Below are 21,493 nucleotides of genomic sequence, written 5' to 3'. Positions count from 1 at the left end.
ATTATTAATTCCTGAGATATGTAAGAATCAAAGATTCATGCTTCCTGAATTTAACCCACCTCAGGATTTGCATGTTTCTCCAGTATTCGCACCTGCTCAACATCGCCAATCACCACTAAGACCGAGCCCGGCTCCAATACAAAATCCGCCGAAGGGTTATAAATAAACTTTTCTTCATCTTGATTTGGCAACATGATAGCCAAAACAAGCATACCGGTGTCTTTATAGATCCCAGAATCTCTTAAGGTTTTACCAGCGTATTTGGAACGATCAGCGAGTTTGACTTCTGAAACCCGCTGCTGACGCGTGTCTCTAAGCATCTTATCAAGGAAAGATACTACAGTCGGTCGAAGCATCTCTGAGGCCATTCTAAGCGCGCCTATTGTGCCAGGATATATGACACTATCAGCTCCAGCCCTGAGTATTTTTTCCTTGCTCCTTGGCTCAACACCATGAGAAACAATGCGCAACCAACTGTTCATAGACCTGGCTGTCAAGGTCAAAAAAAGATTATCACGATCGTTTGACAAATTACATATTATTCCGTTAGCACGTAAGATTCCCGCTTGACGAAGAACCCCTTCTTCAGTTGCATCCCCTTCAACAATCAGTAATTCATCTTTAGGAAAAACAGACTTTAATTGCGAAATCAACTCTTTATCCAATTCCACGATAACCAACGGATGAGCGGTCTTTTGGAATTCTTCAATAATGGCAATTCCTGTAATTCCTATTCCACATAATATATAATGGTCAGTTAACATGTTAATTCGTTTTTGAATTCGCCTTCTTAATAACACTCCAGAGAGTGACCCCTCTACAAGATACGCAACCACTGTTGAGGATGCCCAAACAACCACTCCATAGGCAACCAAGAGATAAGTTATAGAAAAGGCCTGGCCAATAGTTCGACCCGGTTGTGGAAGAGACAACAAATTTAGGTTGTCTCCGTAACCCACCGTTGTTAGGGTTATAACAGACAAATATAAAGAATCCAACAGCCCATGAGCAAAAGGGTCGGGAGAGAAAATCAAAACTATTATATAGAAACCCGCTGCACCAAGTAACAAAACAATAACCACCCAAACCAAAGCCCTCGCAACCCTTTGATTCAAAATAGTTCGAATCACTTCCCACATCTGAGCGAACCTCCACTCGGTCATTGGTTCCAGTCTTGTTGAGGTTTTTGTATAGTAACGGTATCCTGTACTTGATTGGTCCGAAGTTGCCGCAGTGTTCTCTTCCGGAATAGAAGTCAACCCAGTATCTATTTTGTCCTTTATCTCCATCATGAAGCATTTTCTTTTAGTTAGGAATTATAGGCAATAATATTCGAAGAGTATTCTAACACAATTGAATGGTGAGGAGTAAGGGCCTATTGCAATTGAAAGAATATAAATTTATTAAAGGAATTAGAGGTCCGAGTTCAAGGCTTCTGGGATATCAATGCTAGTTTGAATAAATAGAAGCATGTTTGCAGCATCATGTGTCATGCTGACCTTATATAGATCAGTTAAAAATGCCTTTATCTTCCTCATAAGAGATTCATTAGGACGATAAGCTACTCACCCCATCCAGCCAACAATACTCAGGCCACTACGAACGTCAATTATATTGCTTGAAACCATACCGGAAACAATAAATGCTATTCCAGTAGCACTCTGAGATTTAACCCCGGCGAGGATGCCCCAAGTTATTGCAAGAAATCGATTATTGACCCATTTAAATGGTTTTCTAATGCTCCTGCTGGTTATCTGGCCTAGACTGGAACTCAACATCCCCAATCCAGCTCGAAACAAGCCTAAACCAGCTAAAATCGTTCCAATCGTCTCAATCAGAATCTACTTCTCTTATAAAAAAGTCTTAATTGGATTAAATAGATTAGGGCATTTATAATACTCATATTCTATCCTACAGTTCAAATATTGGGTCTGGAACTCCTAAGCTATAAATTTAAGAAATTGTAGAAAAATGCCTGATACTAAATCATCAAAAGAAATCAAACGTCAAGTAAGAGATCTAAAAGCACTGCTCGATGTTTCAAAGGCTATATCAAATGAAGCTCATTTAGACGACCTTTTACAGGTGATCATGGACAAAACTACTGAGGTAATTGATGCTGATCGGAGTAGTCTCTTCTTATATGATGAATCTACAGGTGAACTCTGGAGCAAAATTGCTCAAAAGCTCGGAAAGATAAAGGAAATCCGTTTTGCAGTAGGGGTCGGCATCGCCGGGGAAGTAGCTAAGACTCGAAATGGCATAAATATCAAAGATGCATATAACGACCCGAGATTCAATCCTGAATTCGACAAACAGACCGGATACCATACAAGATCGATACTTTGCATACCGATCATCAGTATCAATGGAAATTTGGTTGGTGTTATTCAGGTGCTCAATAAGAAAGGCGGAAGAGTATTTGATAAACGGGATGAGTCTCTTTTGGAGGCATTAGTGTCCCATGCTGCTGTGGCTCTAGAAAGAGCAAAACTGACTGAAGCATACGTCGAGAAACAACGCATCGAGGAAGCCTTAAAACTAGCACGGGATATACAGATGAGTATATTACCCAAAAGATTTCCGCCATTTCCCGATAGGAATGAATTTGAAATTTTCGCCACTATCGAGCCTGCAAAGGAAGTGGGGGGAGATTTTTACGACTTTTTCTTCATAGACCAACAAAACTTATACTTCTGTATTGGAGATGTCTCGGGAAAGGGTATCCCCGCATCACTTTTTATGGCAGTTACCAAGACACTAATTAAAGCAAAAACTACAAAAGGTATGTTCCCCGACGAGATTCTAACTAACGTAAACAAAGAACTATGTGTCGATAATGACACTGCGATGTTCGTCACTATTTTTTGTGGAATCCTCAATACTAGTACAGGTGAGGTGTTTTACAGCAATGGAGGCCACAACCATCCTTACATCTTATCACAAGACCATGGAACTAAACCATTAAACAACAAGTCAGGAATGGCATTGGGAGTAAATCAAGCAGCAAAGTATTCAACCAGCGCGGTAACTCTAGCTCCTGGAGATAGCATATTTCTGTATACCGACGGGGTAACAGAAGCAATGGATATCCATGGCAACTTTTACACAGACGAACGCCTGATAAGATTATTAGGGAATCAAAAACATCTTCCAATCGAGGATAGATTAAGAACTACCTTAAATGATTTGAAGAATTTTTCATCGGGTGCCCCTCCTGCAGATGATATCACACTCCTGGGAATACAATACCAAAAAACGTAAAAACCCAACAAGGCTCCACCTGTCTTCAGAGACTCAATCGCTCCGTTGTAGTCATGTACAACTGGAATATTTTCACAAGACCCAGAAGTCGTAAGATCGTTTTCTCCCGGTCATTGAGGGTTGAGCAGGGCCATCTTCACCCCGTGCCTCTTCAAACCCTTCGCAGTGGATAATAAAGGTCTTAATCCTAGTGAGGCCATAAACTCTGCGCCGGATAAGTAAACCAGGGTTGGCTTTCGCCTTAAAACAGTGCAAGCTGTAAATCGTAGCTCTAACCTCTAGGCCTATCTTATCCATGAGGCCAGTCATATCCAAATGGGTTAAATCATCATCCTGTCTGATCACCTTCAGTTCCAGCTATATCGCTTGCGCTGGGAATAAAATATAACCTACCTCAATAATCACATTTGCTATAAGTGCTACAATTTCCAAAATTTTTGACTAAATTCAAAGATAATCAATCCCATAATATTAATATTAAGTTATACTTATCTGTTGAATTTCTTAACGTATAAGCAATTGAAAGAATGGAGGGCAAAGCAATTACTTAACGTTCGAGTTCTAAAACCTGGTAGCCAGGTTGACTAAATGTGAAAACGAATTGAAATGATTGACCACCATCCGGCCTCACATTTTATAAGGACGGGATGTTTTAGAATACGTAAATGTATGAGCGTAGACATTATCCTCAGACCTTATCAGTACAAACATTAAGGACCGACGCGCATCTAAGTTCTACGGGTAATAAAGAATAAATAATAATTTAACTAAATGCTCGGATTACAAAATACAAATTTTTTTAGTCGTCTCACAGACACTGCTTATCGTAGAGACCCCTTTTTATTTCCTGTTTTTTTCGTGACTGAGGGTGCGAAGCTGTATTCCAGATCCACTCGTGTAGGGCAAGTTTAAGAAGATATCATCATGTGAAAAAAGGGATTGAGGATCATGTCTCTCACAAAAGATATTTACAAGTAGTTATTCAGCCGCCTTGGGTATAAATGTCAAGATGAAGATTTAACAATTACAGATTCCTAAGGGTTACCTTTGATTAGATCATTTAAATAAAGATGGAAAGAAGTGATAAAAATTTTCTATTCGTAGGCATTGCAATTGGCCTCTTCTCGGCGCTACTCAGTCTATCCCTCTATACATGGTCTCCATCTTTTCTCAATGAGGTCGACCTCCGGTATAGCGACTTCCGTTTTAAGACTCGTGGAAATATAGAACCCAATCCTAAAGTAGTGATAGTTGCGATTGACGAAAAAAGCATCAACCAGTTGGGAAGATGGCCATGGTCTCGCTATCTTATTGCCGAGTTTATAGAGAAGCTATCGGACTATAAACCAAAGGTCGTCGGGTTCGATATCCTTTTCTCAGAACAAGAGTCCAAGGATGCGGATATTGCCCTTGGAAAAGCTGTGGAAAAGAGTCGAAACATCATCTTAGGTTATTTTTTCCGTGACGACGCTACTGAAGAACCCACTACCGCGTCGCTCAAGCAGGTAAAACGATCAAATATTAAGCTTATAAAATATCTTGATAAACCCCCGTCAAATGTTCTAAAGACATTCCGTTCCGCAGATCTAAACCTTCCTGAGATTGGTGCGGGCGCCCTGGGATTTGGGTTTTTCAATATGCTGCCCGACGGAGACGGCATCTTCCGTCGCTCGCAACTCCTCATGAGTTATGATGGTGAGATTTATCCGTCGCTGAACCTTGAAAGCATTCGACTTTTTCTCGGTGGAGATTTATGGCTTACCATGGCCTCTTACGGAGTGGAGGCTCTTAACATAAACAAAACGCAAATTCCTACGGATGAATCTGGACAGCTCCTCGTTAACTTTTACGGCCCAGGTGGCACTTTTAAGACCTATTCAGCCGTGGATGTCGTATCGGGAAAAGTCCCGGTTGAAGCTTTAGAAAACAAAATAGTCTTGGTAGGAGCCACGGAGATAGGAATAGCTGATTTGAGACCAACCCCTTTTAATCCCGTCTTTCCGGGCGTTGAAATACATGCCAGTGTTGCGGGAAATATTCTCGATGGCAGATTTCTTATCGAAAATAACCTTACTCATGCATTGGACATCGGATTACTCTTTATGCTTCCAATACTACTCGTTTTTCTACTAATAAGAGCCAGAGGCACCGTCATCGGATTCACTATTTTTATAGTTTTTGTGTTCCTTTACTTGTTGGGAAACTTTGTAATCTTTACACGTTTGAATTTTGTCATTAGTACTATTTATCCCGCTTTATCTATTGGCTTTGCATACGTATTCTTTGAAGCTTACCGCAATCTTGTCATAGAGAGAAGAAGCCGTTATCTTCGGAAGGCCTTTAGCAGTTACGTGTCATCGGATATCGTAGACGAAATCTTAAGGGACCCTGATAAACTCAAGCTAGGAGGAGAAAACAAAAATGTTACTTTGCTTTTCTCAGACATACGGGGTTTTACTTCACTTTCCGAGAGCATTCCTCCCGAGATGCTCGTATCGGTCCTCAATGAATATCTTAGTCCAATGACCCAAATTGTTATGGAAGAGCGCGGCACACTTGATAAATATATCGGAGACGCCGTGATGGCAATTTTCGGTGCCCCTCTGGACGTTCCCGATCATGCAACGCGCGCCTGTCAAGCATCTCTCTCGATGTTGAAGAAGCTTGGACAGATCAATAACGAATGGAGGAAAAGAAATTTCCCCACCATCTCCATTGGAATAGGAATCAATACGGGCGCGGCTATTGTCGGAAACATGGGAGCTAACATGAGGTTTGATTATACGGCAATCGGTGATAGTGTCAACTTAGCTTCACGTCTAGAGGGTCTCAATAAACTCTATGGGACCGAGATTATTATAAGTAAGTCAACCTTAGAAAATCTTAATTCATCAGAAGCGCCTTTTTTATTCCGGGAGCTTGACCTTGTGCAGGTGAAAGGTAAGGAAGAACCAATCTCCATCTTTGAGCTTGTCAACACTTTCTCTGGTGATAGCAACAAGACCGATTTGGTCAGGATGTTTACGGAAGCACTCAACACTTATCGGGAGGGTAAGTTCCTCGCGGCAAAAGAAAAGTTCGCCGAGATTCTACTAAATTTCCCCAACGACACACCCTCAGCCCTGTATAAAGAGCGATGTCAAGAGTACATACTCCATCCGCCGCCCCTGGATTGGACCGGCGTCTACACTGCAAAGGAAAAATGATTCACGATGCACCATTCAGGATTCACGATTTTGCCTTCATAGGTTAGAATGACCGGATTTACCTAAATTTCGGTGTATTGTCGATGGGTAATTGTTTCATTCCATCCTTAATAGGAAGCTCACAAGCAGCGATTTTAAAATGCTTAGTGTTCGACTAAGCAATGAATAAAAATATTTGTTGACAAATCGAATTAAGGGTTGTACCTTGTAAATTCTCAGAATGTGATCTGGGTTAATTCTGGTTGAGGCTTAAAGGAGACTAAAAGAACTGACTTACGGCCGGTTTATCCTGATAACGTTCCTGATCTGGGCTATTTCCTACCCTGTTAGGGCTGATTTCGAGGTTAATCTCAATAAGGGGATTGCCGCTTATCTCAGAAAGGATTACACTGGAGCGGCCAAACTCTTGGAAGAGGCTTTGAAGGAAAACCCTCAGAGCGCGACGGCAAACCATGTTCTGGGGCTTTCTTTGTTAAGGCTAGATAAATACGACCAGTCTGTACCCTACCTTGAAAAAGCAAAAGAGTTAGACCCCAATTTAAAGGGTATACATCTGGACTTGGGAACCGCCTATCTCAAGCTGGAGCAATATAGCCTGGCACTTCCTGAATTTAAAGAAGCTGTGCGTCAAGAACCCGACAGTGGTCTCGCAAACTACGACCTGGGCTATACACAGTATAAGCTCGAAAACTATGAACAGGCAATAACCTCTTTGGATAAGGCTTCCAAGCTTGACCCCGATCTTGCGGTTCCTGCTCATTTCTTTGCAGGGATCAGTCGATACAGGCTTAAAAACTATGAGGAGGCAAAGAATGACTTTCAACTCGTAGGACAGTTTGGGGCAGGGACGGACACAGCAGGGGCTGCATTGGAATATTTGGACATAATCGCTAATCTCACCAAACGATATTACGGAGCAGCCAGCACTGGAATACAGTATGACACCAACGTTGCACTGCAACCCAACGGCATCCCGATTGTCTCCGATAAGAGCGCTTGGCGTGAGGTGTTTTTCGCAAATTTGGGCTTTAACCCCTATCTCACCAAGGATACGGTGTTGGGCGGCAGCTATTCCGGCTATTTATCATTTAACAATGGTTTGGAGGAATTTAACGTACAAGACCACCTAATAAATCTCTATGGACGGAGAAAAACTTCTGTTGGAAAAATTCCCGTTAGTCTTTTTCTGGACTATTTCTATGACATCACCTTTCTAGGTGGTTCTCCCGCAGATAATCTTTTCTCCCAGTCCCACTCAGTAAGTCCAAAGGTAATTTTCGAGTGGACAACAAATACCAGCACAGAGTTGTCCTACAACCTTAGATACTATGACTTTAAGAATTTCCCGGAAAGAGATGCTTATAATAATAACTGGACCGTGGCTCAGCTCTTCAGTCTATATGATGGTAGGATCCTTTTCAGACCTGGATTTAACTTCGCCCTAAATAGCGCTAAAGATATTGAAGGGACACGCAACTTTGATTATACTGCTCCCCAGTTCTTTCTTGAAGCTATTGCCTATATGCCATTCGATATAACGACTTTCATCACAACTAATTACTTCAGGCAAGACTATTATAACGACCCGTTCGACAGGGTAGACAATCAGATCGGTGTGTTAGTCGTTGTTTCCAAGCAGCTTTATAAGATCTTTTCGATTGATTTTGGCTATCAGCATATATCCAATTTTTCAGATAGCACCTTTCCTGGACCCGAGCCATTCCAGTATAATCAGGATGTATTCTCGGTGACCTTCAATGCGAGGTTTTAGTCATATTCTATGGATAGATACATGTTGAGAAGAATCTTATTAATGTTAAATATTTTCGTCCTGATTCCCTGGGCGACGTCTGTGTTTTCTCAGGAGGATGAATCTGTAGGAATCGTAACTGCTGTAAATGGACAGGCTACTGTTATCAGCGCTGAAGGGAGTGAAGCGGTAGAAAAGGGAACTCGTGTATTTCTGGGGGATAGATTTGAAACCGGAGATGATTCAGGGCTCAAAATCCTGTTTAATGACGACTCGCTGATTTCGCTGGGAGCAAATGCCACGCTTGAGATAACGGAGTTTGTCTACACCCCGACTAAAAGAAAATCTTTATCTAACCTAGTCAAGGGAAAGCTTAAGGGCATAATTCAAAAAATTCCTGGAGTAGAAACCGATATTGAATTTGCTACGCCCAATGCAGTCGCAGGTATCAAGGGCACCGAGCTCTATATTGATGCGTTAGGTATTTTCTATACCCATGAAGGTGAGACTTATGTAAGGGGCATTCTAAAATGCCCGAGAGAGGTAGTGGTTAATGCGGGGCAATTCTCAGAGATCCTACAAGATGGCTGCCCTTCGGTGCCGGCTCCAATTCCACCTGAGCTTCAAAATGAACTTATTGAGGGGACAGAGGTCGAGGAGGAAGCGCCAGAAGATGAGGATTCTCGTAAAGCGGAATACCCTGGTAAGGAACTTCCCGGAAAAGAAACCACTCCCGCGTATTCACAGTTAATCAGCGCTCCTTTGGTTCAGCCCGCCAACCTGCTTCCAGGAGTTAATCCGCAAAATAAAGCGCCTGTTGACGTGATAGTGAATCCATAAGGGAAGTAGACGTTAAAATCATGGAAAAAACACGCAGCATTATTTACGTAATCCTTTTATTGATCAATCTCTCCTGCCTGGATGCTGGCTTCAATGAAAATTCCGAACATGCCGGCACAAGGATTGTTATTGGATTCCCTACAGAGCAATGCCTCGATGCATCGTCCCAACGGGATGCGGCTACCCAACAAAGCATCCTTGACTGTGTAGCATTCTTTACACTCACAATTACAGACGGCTTCGATCCGATAGAAAAGATATTTGGCATCGGAGAACAGATTACAGTCCTTGTGCCTGTTGGAAGCGCTAGAAATTTTAATGTAGAAGGAAGTGATGAAAACGGAGAGCCGTGTTGTAGCGGTGGTGTAACAGCAGACGTGTTCCCTGGACAAAACACCATAGAAATTACCTGTATACCCGTACCTACACCCGTACCTACACCAACTCCCACCCCGACTCCTACCGCCACCCCTGCTCCTACCCCTACGCCAATACCTACACCTATACCGACACCAACTCCCATGCCGACTGGAACCCCGATTCCTACACCGACACCAAGTCCCATGCCAACTCCAACACCTACACCGATACCTACACCGACACCCACCCCAACTCCCATTCCTACTCCGATTCCCTGCGAAACGGATGCACAGTGCCCACTTGGGGAGATTTGTGACGAAGCAAATATGTGCGTACCCGGGTGTACATCGGACGAACGCTGCCCACCTGGAAAAGTTTGTTCCTTTCCTGGTGAAGTAGAGGTCGGAATGTGTGTAGCCGGTTGTAATGTCGAAAAACCCTGTCCTGGAACACAAGTTTGTATCGATGGAATGTGTGTACCTGGACCGCAGGTACCACCAGAAGTTTGCGACGATGGCTTAGATAATGACGGAGACGGTCCGATAGACTGCGCAGACCCGGATTGTGAGGGTCAGGCGGGTGGCCCTTGTGGGGAGCTTTGCCAGCAACCGGAGACAACCTGCAACAACTTCTTTGACAATGATGGAGACGGACTTACGGACTGTGCAGATCCCGATTGCATAGGTGAGTTCGGGCCCCAGGAACAGACTTGCGAACAGCCTGAGACGACCTGTAATGACGGAGCTGATAATGACGGCGATGATCTTGCTGACTGCGCAGACTCAGATTGCGCCGCAGACCCCGCCTGTACCGAGACAGGAGCAGAGTGCAGCGACTTTATGGATAATGACGGAGACGGACTTACGGACTGTGCAGATAGCGATTGTGAAGGGGAGATCATTCCTGGTGAAGTATCGTTTACTTGTGAACAGCCTGAGATGACCTGTGACGACTTTGAGGATAATGACGGCGATGATCTTACTGACTGCGCAGATCCGAATTGCGCCACAGACCCAGCCTGTACCGAGACAGGGGCAGAGTGCAGCAACACTTTGGATGACGATGGAGATGGCCTTACAGACTGTGCGGATCCTGATTGTGCGGCAGCCCTGACTTGTGAAAATCCAGAATCAAGCTGCTTTGACGAGTTTGACAATGATGGAGACGGCGCAGTTGACTGTGATGACTCGGATTGTTTCAGTAGTTGCGAGCTCCAATAAGGAGATATGAGAAGTGTTGGCCCGAAAATCTGGAACTCAGTAATCAAATGTTGCGTAACCTCGAAACAAGAATCAGAATTAGCGAGGCGGCTCTAAATAGGTTCGCTTTTTACCTTAAGTGAATATAATCCACTAGACGGACACCCTCTTCTCTGACCCGTTTTTCTCTTCAACACTATAGATATTTAGCTTCCTTTCTTTTCCCTTCAAAAAAATATCCCCAATTAATTCAAAATTAAGATCTGGGTAATCTGAGAAGCGCCTTCTCAGATCCTCAGATATAAGCATTCTTTTATTATAATGGTTGCATTCGCTTTGCAGGCGAGACGCTGTATTTAACACGTCTCCATGAAAGTGTATCTCCCTCTTAATCTCCCCCACCTCAGCTATTGTTGCCAAACCTATATTTACTCCGGCCTTAAATTGCGGGGGAAATCCATACTTTTTAGTATAGTACTTTGACTTCGCATATAACACCTCTTCAAAATCAAAAAATGTTTTCACGCAATTTGCATCTTCCAACCCTTCGCTTATCTTCCATGTTAGAATCGCCTCGTCACCCACATAGTGATAAACTTCCACCTTCCGCTCAATCACAACATCCGTCAGATCATAAAAACAATCCTGAATTAATTCACTGTACTTAATATGACCCAATCGCTCAGCGTGCGTAGTAGATGATTTCATATCTAGAAACATGAATATCCTTTCCTCCACCCTCGGGTGGTGATAGGTTCCAAGCATGAATCTCACCAGATTTCCGGGTCCGAATTTAAGGTTAACCTGTCTTATCAAACTTATTATCATGCTTACTACCCAAAGATAAACCAAAGCAACTACGAAATCTTCACTAATCGTCCACTTGTAAAGAGAAAACGAATATGCTTGTCTTAAAGCAATTCCGGATTCAAATAGACTTAAGATAACGACGATAAGGTATGTGACCAGAATTAATATTGCTACATGAAAAATGCCCTTGACTAATATAATGAAACCATAGGACTTCTTCCTGATTTTTTCGGTATCCAGAAGAATGTCCAGTATCCCAAAAGCGATCCCTAGTATTAATCCTCCAACTAGTACGGTTAATAAATCCAATTTAATGTGGTCGTGCCCTAATTTTAAAAAATCGGCACCTTCTTGTATACCAACAGTCCTCAAAACTACAAACAAAAGGACGGCCAGAAACCAGAAAATGGTGGTACTGAAGATATTGAAAAGATGAGACTTTGTCTTGGGATTTATTTTTAAAAATGAAATATTCATTTTAGTACTTAATTCTATACTAAGTAATTAAAAATTCAGCACACAAAAAATAGACACCATAAATCATTATCCTAACTTTGGGTACCTCTCAAAATTCCAAAAACCCAAATTGCGTGCGATTGTGACGTTAGATAATTCCGTGACAAATTTTTACAGTTTCTCGAATAGGTTTATTTTCATTAATCCTTTTCAGAATGAAAAGGACTCGAACGGCATTCCAAAGATTGCGGCCTGTGCTGAACTTGTTTCAGTATTAAGAAAATCAGAAACGAAGACGTTAAAATCTCCCTAAATCCCCCTTCGACCTAGCTCAGGACAGGCTCTTTAAGAAAGAGGGATTTTCCTCCTTTTCTAAAGGAGGATTAAGGTGGATTTTAGCAAATTTTTGGGTAGCCTAGTTCTGAGCGATGTCGAAGGGTTGCTTCTTTGTATCAAGACAAAGAAGTTAGAAAGAAGAGTAAGATATATGAAGAAAATACTTCTAAAGATCTTGTCCCTGAAATATCTGGCATTTACAGCGATGGCATATCCACGCGTGATAACATAGCCATTTTACAAAAGTAACTATAGAGCTATTTGGGCTATGTCCTTTTCAATGTCTTAATGAAAAAGGGATAAACATTCTATGAAGCCGACTTGAATCAAATTCCTTAGGTCTCTTTTAGGAACTCTTTACTATTTTCAAAAGCTTGTGCAAATTTTGTATTATCATATATCCTTTTTAGATAGGCATGACCAAAACTTTTTATCTCAATATTTTTCATGAGGAATCCAGAATCCTTTAACTATCTAATTTTAATTCTCCTTATGTTTTTATTTTCAATCGTGACGATCGGATCAGCAAAAGCACAATGGGAATTGGTTAAGGATGAAGATGGAATTAAGGTATTCTTAGAAACCATCCCTGGCTCAAAAATAAAGGAATTTAAGGGGGTTACGAACATCAATTCATCGCTGGATAGCATACTGGCTGTACTATATGATGCAGATGCTTGCCCAGAATGGGTACACAATTGCAAGCAGGGCACAAGACTGAGGGATATTGGCTTCTACGAAGCATATCTTTACCAAGTTATAAATTTTCCATTTCCACTGAAAGATAGAGACCTGATTCTGCATACTCTTATGACCCAAGATCCAAAGAGTAAAGAGATTACTATCAAGTTAAATTCAGTTCCGGACTATATTTCTGAGACAAACAATGTTCGAATAAAAACATCTGCAGGATATTATCTTTTCAAACCCTTACACGATGGCTCTGTGGAAGTAACCTGGCTGCATCATACAGAGCCTGGCGGTGGAGTCCCAACATGGATTGTAAATTCACTAATAGTGGCTACACCTTTCGAGACCCTAAAGTATTTGAAAAAAATAGTCCAGGAACAAAAATATCAAAAGGCTAAATTAAAGTACTCCAGTGAAGGGATTGCAGATGGATGGGAAGATATGGGGTCAGGCGTGAATAAATGAGTTATTTTTCTTTTCGATTTTCTTCGCCGCTATTTCTTAAATTATCTCTCATACTTTCGGTCTCAAGACTTTGCTCTTTCTTGTCCGTCTCTTTCTTTGCGTCAAAAATTACCCCAGGTCTTCGAGAATAGCAGCTATTAGCACTGGGTCACACAAAGGATTGTCCCTTCTATTATATTATAATATTAAGAATTTCGCCACGAACGGAAAAATGTATCGGCGAAAACCAGGTCGCCATATCAATTAAATAATAAGCGGAGGACTAAAGTCCGCCGCTACATTTCTATTCGCGGGTAGAAGCCGCTCCCACGAAAATTGTAGCTCCGTTCGAGATGATATGCGTATGGATTCCCGATTAAGCCTGTGCCCGAACTTTTCATATAGTGCCTCACATCTGATACCCTTTAAATATACATTAAATTAAGGAGAAAATATGCCCGCTAAAAACCCAGGTATTAATGTTGTCTTAGAAAAACCTCTCCATGAAGCAATAAGAAAAATCGCAAAAAAAGAAGGTATACCATATCACTTAAAGCAGGAGACCTCCTTCGTGAAGCGCTGGAAATTTATGAAGATAGAATCCTTGAAAGTATCGCTCTTCTCAGCGCGAAAAAACATTTAACCGTAAGAGTGCTCTATCTCATGATGAAATTTGGAAGGTTCGCCCTGGCTCTACGCAGGAAGAATGAATGCACTATACGATTGTTTAGCACCCAGAGGTAGAAGAAGACATTGAACTCCTGGATAGAAAACAAAGGAAGATTGTGGGACATGATGTAGTGATTTTAGGAATCATCCACCGTAAAATTGTTTAGCAAAAAATTGTAAAAAGACTGTAATATGCTTGGATATTACAGAAGAGCCAGGAACAGGCATGCATATTGAAATGATGGCCACAGGCGAGCCGGAAAAACTGGAGGCTCAAAACTCCTATCATCAGCGAGGAAATTGCTTCACTTCGCTCGCAACGGAAACTCTGTAGCAAGTTACACGTAATTAGCTATTTGAAAGTAAAGGAGTGACCCCAATTGCCTAAATACAAAAAATGATCGGACTAGATATTCCTCAATCAAGAATCGGAATTGCACCCAACACCTCTAAACCCCCAACATAGAAAAGGCTTGAACCTGATCCTAAAACAGTTCCGTCTTTAAGGTACGTGTTTCTTGAATGAGGTGGAAGTGTGACTGGTAATACACCTTCTTGCTGACCAACAATTGTTCCATGTGTTGAAGGTGCGGTGGAATAATAACGAATCCTAATTTGCACATCTTTATAGGCTACATCGCCCGTGTTTTCAATAGTGATATGATGAATAATTGCCACCTTAAAAGCCGTATAAAATGACCAGTCAGTAACATTAATATACCACTCGGGGTGCTTCACAAATGGGCCTAGGCTCCTGGATTCTTGAGCGTTTACCCTCGAGCACAAGAGACAAAGTAATAAGAATATTTTCAAATATCGCTTCTTCATTCGGTGTTATTATAATGAAAGACTTACTTAAATTGCAAATTCAGACACGGCCCCTTATTTCCACCAAATATGAATAATTCAATCAAATCAATAAGTTATATGAAACGACAATTAGCCAAAATTGCCATTTCATAAATTGATCCTACGATAGAATCTCTAAAACCCCATTCGACTAATGCAATCAGTGCACGTCGATATTCGCGCACCACTGAGTTAGCCAGTATCGTATCACTAGATTTTACTAGAGTTTCCTAAGGTGAAGGAAACCCCCTGGGTTTCGAAAGAGGTTCAGAAAACCCAAAATCTGAATTACGGTTTACAGAATTGGCTTTTCATCCTAAATAGCGCCCTCACACTGATTATGGTAGATTATTACCAACAAATGAAGCAATTTGCACTTCCAAACGAAGACACAATAGCTGCAATATCGACACCTGAGGGTAAAGGCGGGATCGCAATAATTAGGATAAGCGGTGCAGAAGCATTAAAGGTCTTGGAAAGGTTCTTCAAAAGGACCGAGGAAAGCAAGAGTGTCTTCGACATGGAGTCCCATAGGCTCTATCGGGGACAGATTCTTGATCCAGCGGCTAAAAGATTTATCGATAATGTGCTATGCGTTTTGATGAAATCGCCACATTCCTACACAGGGGAGGATGTGGTGGAGATTCATTCCCATGGTGGATATTTAGTACCCAGAAGGATACTCGACATACTATTTAAAAATGGAGTTCGACCGGCGGGTCCGGGAGAATTCACGCTAAGAGCCTTTATGAACGGCAAAATGGACCTCGCACAAGCCGAAGCGGTGGTTGATGTTGTAAACGCTCAGACCGATGAGAGCCTGAGGCAGGCCGAATTTCAACTCGAAGGACTACTATCTAAAAAGATTAATGAATCAAAGGAAAACATTCTCGACATCCTCGCCGAGATTGAGGCTCACGTTGATTTCCCGGAGGATGAAATAGACCCGATCAAAAAAGAACATATGTCAAGTCGCACAGAAATTGTTATTAATGAACTTAAAAAGGTATTAACCACCTACGAGGAGGGCAAAATTATAAAGCACGGAGTATATACCGCAATCCTTGGCAAGCCAAATGTAGGAAAATCAAGCCTTTTAAACCAGTTAATAATGAAGGATAGGGCAATTGTAAGTCCTTTTCCTGGAACTACAAGAGACTTTATTGAAGAGAGCATAGTTGTAAAGGGAATTCCACTCAGGCTTGTCGACACTGCTGGCTTGAGAGCCTCTGCAGACGAAATAGAAAGTGCCGGTATCGAACTTACCAAGAAGAAGGCTAATGAGGCCGAATTCATCATAGCGGTTTTTGATGGAAGTACGGAGCTTGATCAGGATGACCTCGAGATCATATCTAGCTTATGCGGAGATAAGTCGGTGTTGGTTATTAATAAAATTGACATGCCTCAGAACCTATCAGAGCAGCAAATTCACAGATATTTACCCAATCACGAAATTGTCAGGACTTCAGCTAAAGAAGGGATTGGAATTGATGATCTAAAGACAACAATATTTCAAAAACTCGTAGGAACAAGAGATAAAATAGAGGCATCCGAGTTCATTATATCCGAGCTGAGACACAAAATTGCGATTGAAAAGGCGAGAGAAGGTTTATACTCCTTTAAGGAAGCACTATCCAAGGGTGATTCACCTGAGTTTCTTGCAGCAGACCTGAGATACGCTCTACACTCGCTAGGTGAAATAACAGGTGAAGTAACAACAGAAGATTTACTAGGAAAAATCTTCAGCAAATTTTGTATTGGAAAATAGGGACTTATGAATGTTTCACGTGAAACAATCCACAGTTGTGGATAAAATCTTTCACAGCAGCTAGTCGTTATTTGCACTTTAATTCCAATAATTTTAGGTACTTAAGTGACCCAGTCTCAATCGAACGAAAATTTATCCACATTTCATCCACAACCCAAACCCCTTTATTTTCAGTACCTTAAGCAACTCATACCATTATAGAGGCTCTATTCGATAAATGAGATTCCGACATGCTCTGATCCAACAGGATCTCTTGAGTAGCAACCCTTGAATTTATCAGATAATCGAACCTCTGAAAAATTGAACATACCCTAAAGTTCAAAACAGCATAATTAATTATTCCCAACCCAACTTACCCCTAAGTCTTTCCTCCACCTTATAAAAAACCTCACAATCACAGGGCAGCTGAATTCCATCGATTGAAGATACGGCTACAGCACCAATTACCGAGTTAGTAAGAAAAACCCCGTCACTACGCTTCAACGCTTCCAAGCTGTACCTACCCTCCCTAAGTTCAAAACCAAACTCATTAACAATTTGAAAGATCGCACCTCTAATTATCCCCGATAGCAGCCCGCACTCAAGTGAAGGCGTACACACGACTTTACCCTTTATGAAAAATATGTTGGTTACCGTCCCCTCGGCTAACTCATTTCTCTCGTTCAAAAATATTGCTTCATCATGCCCTGAAGATAAAGCTTCCCTTTTTGCAAGAATATTTTCTAAATAATTTAGGGACTTTATACGTAAAATCGGTGAATTAGAATTCCGTCTATAAGAACTCACCTTCACATTGATTGATTGTTTTTGAGGCTGGTATTTCCTTACGACTACAAGAAGCGAACTCCCACTGGGTTCCTTGTGGAAGACCGGACTGCCCTTAGACAGAAGGCCGATTTTGACATATGCGTCGGAAATACTAGCGTCTGATAAGGCTTTGTGTAGACCATCCTTTATTTCTTCATCTTTTGGGAATGGTATACCCAAAATTCTCGCTCCTTCTCTCATCCTATCAATATGTCTCTCGTAATAAGAAGGAAGTTTCGATTTGCAACGAAATGTCTCGAATAAGCCCTCCCCATATATCAGTGACCGTAATGGCGTTCCCTCCTCAACCGGCCTCCCATTAATACGTATTATCTCTTTCACTTACTTGATTCCTAACTTGCTACAGCCATTGCACATAGGATAGCTTTTGCTTTAATCAAAGTCTCGTCGTATTCCTCTTCTGGTTCCGAGTCCCAAACAATTCCACTCCCCACCCAAAAGGTTGCCGAATCATTCCGAATTACTACTATCCTTATGCCCACACTCAATGTAAGGTCCCCATTAGGCATGAAAATACCTATGACCCCGCAATAAGGACCCCTGTAATGCGGCTCCAACTCATCTATTATCTCCAATGTCCTTTTCTTAGGAGCACCGGTGACGGACCCAGGCGGAAATGTGTTTTCAATTATATCTTTCAGTCCCATATGCCTTCTCATATTTCCACTTACCTCTGATACCATTTGGTGAAGGGTAGAATATGATTCTATTTTGAAAAGATTCGTTACATTAACCGTACCAACATTGCAGACCCTACTAAGGTCATTCCTCATCAAATCAACTATCATGAGGTTTTCTGCCCTCTCCTTATCGCTTTTCGAGAGCTCATAGATCAGTAACTCGTCTGACTCCGCTGAGCTACCCCGCTTTTTTGTGCCTTTTATCGGTTTTGTTACGACTTGATTCCCTTTTCTCCTCAAGAAAAGCTCCATTGATCCACTTACGAGCCTATACTCCCCAAAATTTATATAACAACCATAGGGCACTGGTTGAATATGATAAAGATTGAGAAAGTATTTAAGCGGATCCGTATTGAATTTTGCGCGGAAGCGCTGAGAAAGATTTACCTGATAAATATCCCCCCTCTCTATGAAACCCTTAGCAAGTTTTACCCTATTTAAATACTCTTCTTTAGACATATTGGAACTAACAAGACATTCATAACCTACTGTATTTATTGATATATTTGACATCTCATTAATTTCAGAAGCTAATTCTCCGATTCTTCCCGAAGTAATATCCTCCGCCTTATAAAATAGAAAATGCATATCGGGAAACCGCTCTCCATCCTTCAACCGGGTAGGAGAAAATCCTTCCTGCGTAAATTCTGAAAATTCATAGGAAATATAGCCTACTGCAATATATCCATCAGACAAGACTCCCCTTAGAATCTCTAATGGATTTCGATTTAAATCAGGATCTCTGGAGGAATTTTGAATGCTTATACACCCATCCGTAGAAGAAAGCGAGAATTTCGGTTTACCAAAACAGATATAAGAACTATCTTCCTTTTGATTCCATCCACCTCCTGAATCCAATAACAGCGCTGAGCAAGATGATAAATCAATTTTATCCTTCATAATTGCTCATGAAAACCCAAACCTTTTTGAATAAATTGTAAAACCCTTTCCAGCCTCAATTCCGTGTAATCATGAATAGTGCGCTATTTAAGATTTGCTTGTTGTAGCATCTTTTGATTGACAGACTATATAGGGGCCGATATCGTTTTCGGCCCGCTTGGGAAGCGGGAACTACAAGCAAATCAAACAATTTGCTTTTACGTCTCAGTATACTCCGGGCCGCTGCCACCTTCGGGTGGGGTTAGTCGACCGCCCTTGGAGGTAATGGCTCCACATTGGACACAATTTGAAGGGTCTGTCCTTATAACCTTTTTCCCATTCTCTTCATCCCATTCATAGACCTGTGCAGGACACATATTGATCCAGGTTTCCCCAATAACTTCAGGAACGTCCCTTCTGATTCGAATGTGATCTGGCTGATTATCTCGGCTTCTGTTACCGCTTGCGTAAACACTGGTTAATTTATCAAATGTGTACTCACCATCTGGTTTCGGATAGGATCGCTTATCTCCAATAAACATCTCCTTTTCGCTATCGCGATGTAACTTAAACCTTCCTCCGGGGAATAGGCCCTTTGTAACTGTCATTAACCCGGCAAGGATTAAACCGGGGACAAACCCATCCTGAAAGGCCTGACGCATATTTCTGACCTGATAAAGATCCTTCCAAATAAAACTCTTCCTTATTGCTCGATCGTATCCAGCCAAGGCATCAGGACCAGCGGGATCGTTCTTACCCTTCAATGCAGAAAATATCGATTCCGCAGCTATGATTCCGGACATCATAGCGTAATGAATACCCTTAAGTGCAGGTACATTTACTAGACCAGCGGAGTCACCTATTAAAAGCGCTCCAGGTACATGCAAGGGGTCTGGAATAGAGTAGAGTCCTCCTTCGGGTATCGTTTTCGCCCCCCAGCCGTTGTCTGAACGTTTTCCACCGTCCAATATCTCCTTTACCAATGGATGCAATTTTAGTTCCTGGAGCAAATCATGAACCGAGAGTGTCGCATCTGTATAATCAAGCCCGACTACGAGTCCTATACAAACCTTATCCAGTCCCATGGGATATATAAAGCTTCCGCCAAACTCACTGTATTTCCTTGATCCTCGAAGAGGCCAACCCATAGTGTGTATCACGCGATCGAGGGGATTTGGTACTTCCCATATCTCCTTTACCCCAAGTGCGTAAACCTGGGGATTTGCCCCCTTTAAATTGAAGTGATCAATCATCGCCATTGAGAGGTGACCTGTTGTCCCCTCTCCAAGCACTGTGACCTTCGCCAAGATATCAGAGCCCGGATGGTAGTTTCCGAGTTTGTTGCCATCCTTGTCAAGTCCTTTATCATCTGTCCTGACACCCCTTACGACCTCGTTTTCGACCAAGAGGTTCATGCCCGACATTTCATTGAATATCATTACACCAGCCTCTTCGGCCCTTTCACCCAACCACTTAGCCATCTGACTTATAGATGCAGCAAAATTCGCCTTATTATGCATCGTGGGGGGGGTTGGTAGGATAAGTGAGTGCTTTCTAGTTAGGAAATAGACGGATTCCTTATCCACAGGTCCAAAGAAGGGAAAATCCTCGTCTTTCAGTTCAGGAAAAAGGGTTCGAAAAGAAATTGGATTCACTACTGCCCCCGAAACCAGGTGCGCACCAGGATACTTTCCTTTCTCAATTACTGCGATAGGAATTTCACCCAGGGACTCCATAATCTCAGGCTCGTCGGAAAGAAGCTGTGCCAGGCGAATAGCACCGGCAAGACTGGCAGGACCAGCGCCGACAAAAAGAATACCAACTTCTACCAGGTCTTCTGGCTTGTGAGTAATTCCCGAGATAAATTCATTCTTCTCCACCGGAGGCTTAAATTGGGCCGGTATGCTTGACATCTTAAAATTCCCTCCAAGTTGAGACTATTCACACTGGCAGGACAAAAAGGACTAGCTATACCCCTATAAACTAAGCGTATTCTATCAAAATCACTCTAAAAGTCAAGCAGAAAATGTATTTCTGTAAAACAAAAAACCTTCCACAACTGCAGATTAATAAGGTCAATAGCCCCAAGAGGGGTATAACGACCGAAATCCACGTCGGATGTCTAAATACGATGAACTCCACGTGCACGCATAGGTATTGCAGTATGAGCATCATGGAGGAGATTACCGTGAAGACCAGGAACTCCTTGAAAGGTTCGATGAGATTTTCTCCAGATTCTGAAGAACTTGAATCTCCTACTTGCTCGGTACTTCAAAGTCCAGCCTATCAATAATACTTGATATCGTCAGATCATTTCTCCGCGCCTTTATTGCGCAACACACATTATTGAGTAAACTTAGGTGGTTTCTAAAACCCCCGCATAAGATTACATACATAATTTTCGGAGGATAATGCAATGCCTTTACTCACTGAGGAACATGTTGAGATAAGAAAGGCTGTGCGCA

General features: G+C 41.9%; 16 protein-coding genes. 8 read left to right on the top strand and 8 right to left on the bottom strand.

Annotation, left to right across the window (positions count from 1 at the left end; genetic code table 11):
* Positions 1-50: 50 nt before the first annotated feature.
* Complete coding sequence (locus VGA95_00100; protein ID HEX9664946.1) at positions 51-1,292, bottom strand: potassium channel protein; 1,242 nt, start codon at positions 1,290-1,292, stop codon at positions 51-53.
* A 273-nt stretch (positions 1,293-1,565) separates the two neighbouring features.
* Positions 1,566-1,799, bottom strand: a complete 234-nt coding sequence (locus tag VGA95_00095; GenBank protein ID HEX9664945.1) for a hypothetical protein — start codon at positions 1,797-1,799, stop codon at positions 1,566-1,568.
* A gap of 172 nt (positions 1,800-1,971) precedes the next feature.
* On the opposite strand from VGA95_00095, the gene VGA95_00090 reads away from it, so the two are divergent.
* From VGA95_00090 to VGA95_00075, 4 genes are all read left to right on the top strand, one after another.
* The gene (locus VGA95_00090) at positions 1,972-3,264 is read left to right on the top strand and encodes a GAF domain-containing SpoIIE family protein phosphatase (GenBank protein ID HEX9664944.1); all 1,293 of its coding nucleotides are present in this window, start codon (positions 1,972-1,974) and stop codon (positions 3,262-3,264) included.
* A gap of 1,070 nt (positions 3,265-4,334) precedes the next feature.
* A complete protein-coding gene (locus VGA95_00085) occupies positions 4,335-6,470 on the top strand; it encodes an adenylate/guanylate cyclase domain-containing protein (protein HEX9664943.1) in 2,136 nt (711 codons plus the stop codon).
* 268 nt (positions 6,471-6,738) lie between these two features.
* A complete protein-coding gene (locus VGA95_00080; GenBank protein ID HEX9664942.1) occupies positions 6,739-8,241 on the top strand; it encodes a tetratricopeptide repeat protein in 1,503 nt (500 codons plus the stop codon).
* A 9-nt stretch (positions 8,242-8,250) separates the two neighbouring features.
* Positions 8,251-9,060 carry a FecR family protein gene (locus VGA95_00075; GenBank protein HEX9664941.1) on the top strand — a complete coding sequence of 270 codons (810 nt, stop codon included), beginning with the start codon at positions 8,251-8,253 and terminating at the stop codon, positions 9,058-9,060.
* Positions 9,061-9,103: 43 nt separating this feature from the next.
* On the opposite strand, the gene VGA95_00070 is transcribed toward VGA95_00075, so the two are convergent.
* Positions 9,104-9,679, bottom strand: coding sequence for a hypothetical protein (locus tag VGA95_00070; GenBank protein HEX9664940.1), 576 nt, complete (start codon positions 9,677-9,679; stop codon positions 9,104-9,106).
* 67 nt (positions 9,680-9,746) lie between these two features.
* Between VGA95_00070 and VGA95_00065 the strand changes: the two genes are divergently transcribed.
* Positions 9,747-10,640: a hypothetical protein gene (locus VGA95_00065; GenBank protein HEX9664939.1), complete on the top strand. Its 894-nt coding sequence runs from the start codon at positions 9,747-9,749 to the stop codon at positions 10,638-10,640.
* A gap of 132 nt (positions 10,641-10,772) precedes the next feature.
* On the opposite strand, the gene VGA95_00060 is transcribed toward VGA95_00065, so the two are convergent.
* Positions 10,773-11,906, bottom strand: coding sequence for an adenylate/guanylate cyclase domain-containing protein (locus tag VGA95_00060; GenBank protein ID HEX9664938.1), 1,134 nt, complete (start codon positions 11,904-11,906; stop codon positions 10,773-10,775).
* A gap of 367 nt (positions 11,907-12,273) precedes the next feature.
* On the opposite strand from VGA95_00060, the gene VGA95_00055 reads away from it, so the two are divergent.
* Together VGA95_00055 and VGA95_00050 are read left to right on the top strand one after the other, a co-directional pair.
* Positions 12,274-12,453 carry a hypothetical protein gene (locus VGA95_00055; GenBank protein ID HEX9664937.1) on the top strand — a complete coding sequence of 60 codons (180 nt, stop codon included), beginning with the start codon at positions 12,274-12,276 and terminating at the stop codon, positions 12,451-12,453.
* 278 nt (positions 12,454-12,731) lie between these two features.
* Complete coding sequence (locus tag VGA95_00050; protein ID HEX9664936.1) at positions 12,732-13,376, top strand: START domain-containing protein; 645 nt, start codon at positions 12,732-12,734, stop codon at positions 13,374-13,376.
* Between the two features lie 1,065 nt (positions 13,377-14,441).
* Here the strand turns inward: VGA95_00050 and VGA95_00045 are convergent.
* The gene (locus VGA95_00045; protein ID HEX9664935.1) at positions 14,442-14,852 is read right to left on the bottom strand and encodes a hypothetical protein; all 411 of its coding nucleotides are present in this window, start codon (positions 14,850-14,852) and stop codon (positions 14,442-14,444) included.
* Between the two features lie 382 nt (positions 14,853-15,234).
* Between VGA95_00045 and mnmE the strand changes: the two genes are divergently transcribed.
* On the top strand, positions 15,235-16,641 hold the full coding sequence (gene mnmE / locus VGA95_00040; protein ID HEX9664934.1) for a tRNA uridine-5-carboxymethylaminomethyl(34) synthesis GTPase MnmE: 1,407 nt from the start codon (positions 15,235-15,237) through the stop codon (positions 16,639-16,641).
* 336 nt (positions 16,642-16,977) lie between these two features.
* Here the strand turns inward: mnmE and VGA95_00035 are convergent, their stop codons facing one another.
* The 3 genes from VGA95_00035 to VGA95_00025 all read right to left on the bottom strand — a co-directional run bounded on the left by VGA95_00035 (position 16,978) and on the right by VGA95_00025 (position 20,941).
* Complete coding sequence (locus VGA95_00035) at positions 16,978-17,790, bottom strand: aminotransferase class IV (GenBank protein HEX9664933.1); 813 nt, start codon at positions 17,788-17,790, stop codon at positions 16,978-16,980.
* 11 nt (positions 17,791-17,801) lie between these two features.
* Positions 17,802-19,049 (bottom strand): aminodeoxychorismate synthase component I, encoded by a 1,248-nt coding sequence (gene pabB, locus VGA95_00030; GenBank protein HEX9664932.1) that lies wholly within the window; start codon positions 19,047-19,049, stop codon positions 17,802-17,804.
* A 197-nt stretch (positions 19,050-19,246) separates the two neighbouring features.
* Positions 19,247-20,941, bottom strand: a complete 1,695-nt coding sequence (locus VGA95_00025) for an electron-transfer flavoprotein:ubiquinone oxidoreductase (GenBank protein HEX9664931.1) — start codon at positions 20,939-20,941, stop codon at positions 19,247-19,249.
* Positions 20,942-21,493: the final 552 nt, after the last annotated feature.

Source organism: Thermodesulfobacteriota bacterium, from assembly GCA_036397855.1.
GTDB lineage: Bacteria > Desulfobacterota_D > UBA1144 > Nemesobacterales > CSP1-2 > DASWID01.
This window is presented reverse-complemented; position numbering and strand designations above follow the sequence as displayed.

Coding starts and splice junctions, on each gene's coding strand:
- VGA95_00070 (HEX9664940.1), bottom strand. CDS start 9,679: ATGGGAGTTGGGGTGGGTGTCGGTGTAGGTATCGGTGTAGGTGTTGGA.
- VGA95_00085 (HEX9664943.1), top strand. CDS start 4,335: ATGGAAAGAAGTGATAAAAATTTTCTATTCGTAGGCATTGCAATTGGC.
- VGA95_00025 (HEX9664931.1), bottom strand. CDS start 20,941: ATGTCAAGCATACCGGCCCAATTTAAGCCTCCGGTGGAGAAGAATGAA.
- VGA95_00075 (HEX9664941.1), top strand. CDS start 8,251: ATGGATAGATACATGTTGAGAAGAATCTTATTAATGTTAAATATTTTC.
- VGA95_00065 (HEX9664939.1), top strand. CDS start 9,747: ATGTGCGTACCCGGGTGTACATCGGACGAACGCTGCCCACCTGGAAAA.
- mnmE (HEX9664934.1), top strand. CDS start 15,235: ATGAAGCAATTTGCACTTCCAAACGAAGACACAATAGCTGCAATATCG.
- VGA95_00100 (HEX9664946.1), bottom strand. CDS start 1,292: ATGATGGAGATAAAGGACAAAATAGATACTGGGTTGACTTCTATTCCG.
- pabB (HEX9664932.1), bottom strand. CDS start 19,049: ATGAAGGATAAAATTGATTTATCATCTTGCTCAGCGCTGTTATTGGAT.
- VGA95_00045 (HEX9664935.1), bottom strand. CDS start 14,852: ATGAAGAAGCGATATTTGAAAATATTCTTATTACTTTGTCTCTTGTGC.
- VGA95_00060 (HEX9664938.1), bottom strand. CDS start 11,906: ATGAATATTTCATTTTTAAAAATAAATCCCAAGACAAAGTCTCATCTT.
- VGA95_00090 (HEX9664944.1), top strand. CDS start 1,972: ATGCCTGATACTAAATCATCAAAAGAAATCAAACGTCAAGTAAGAGAT.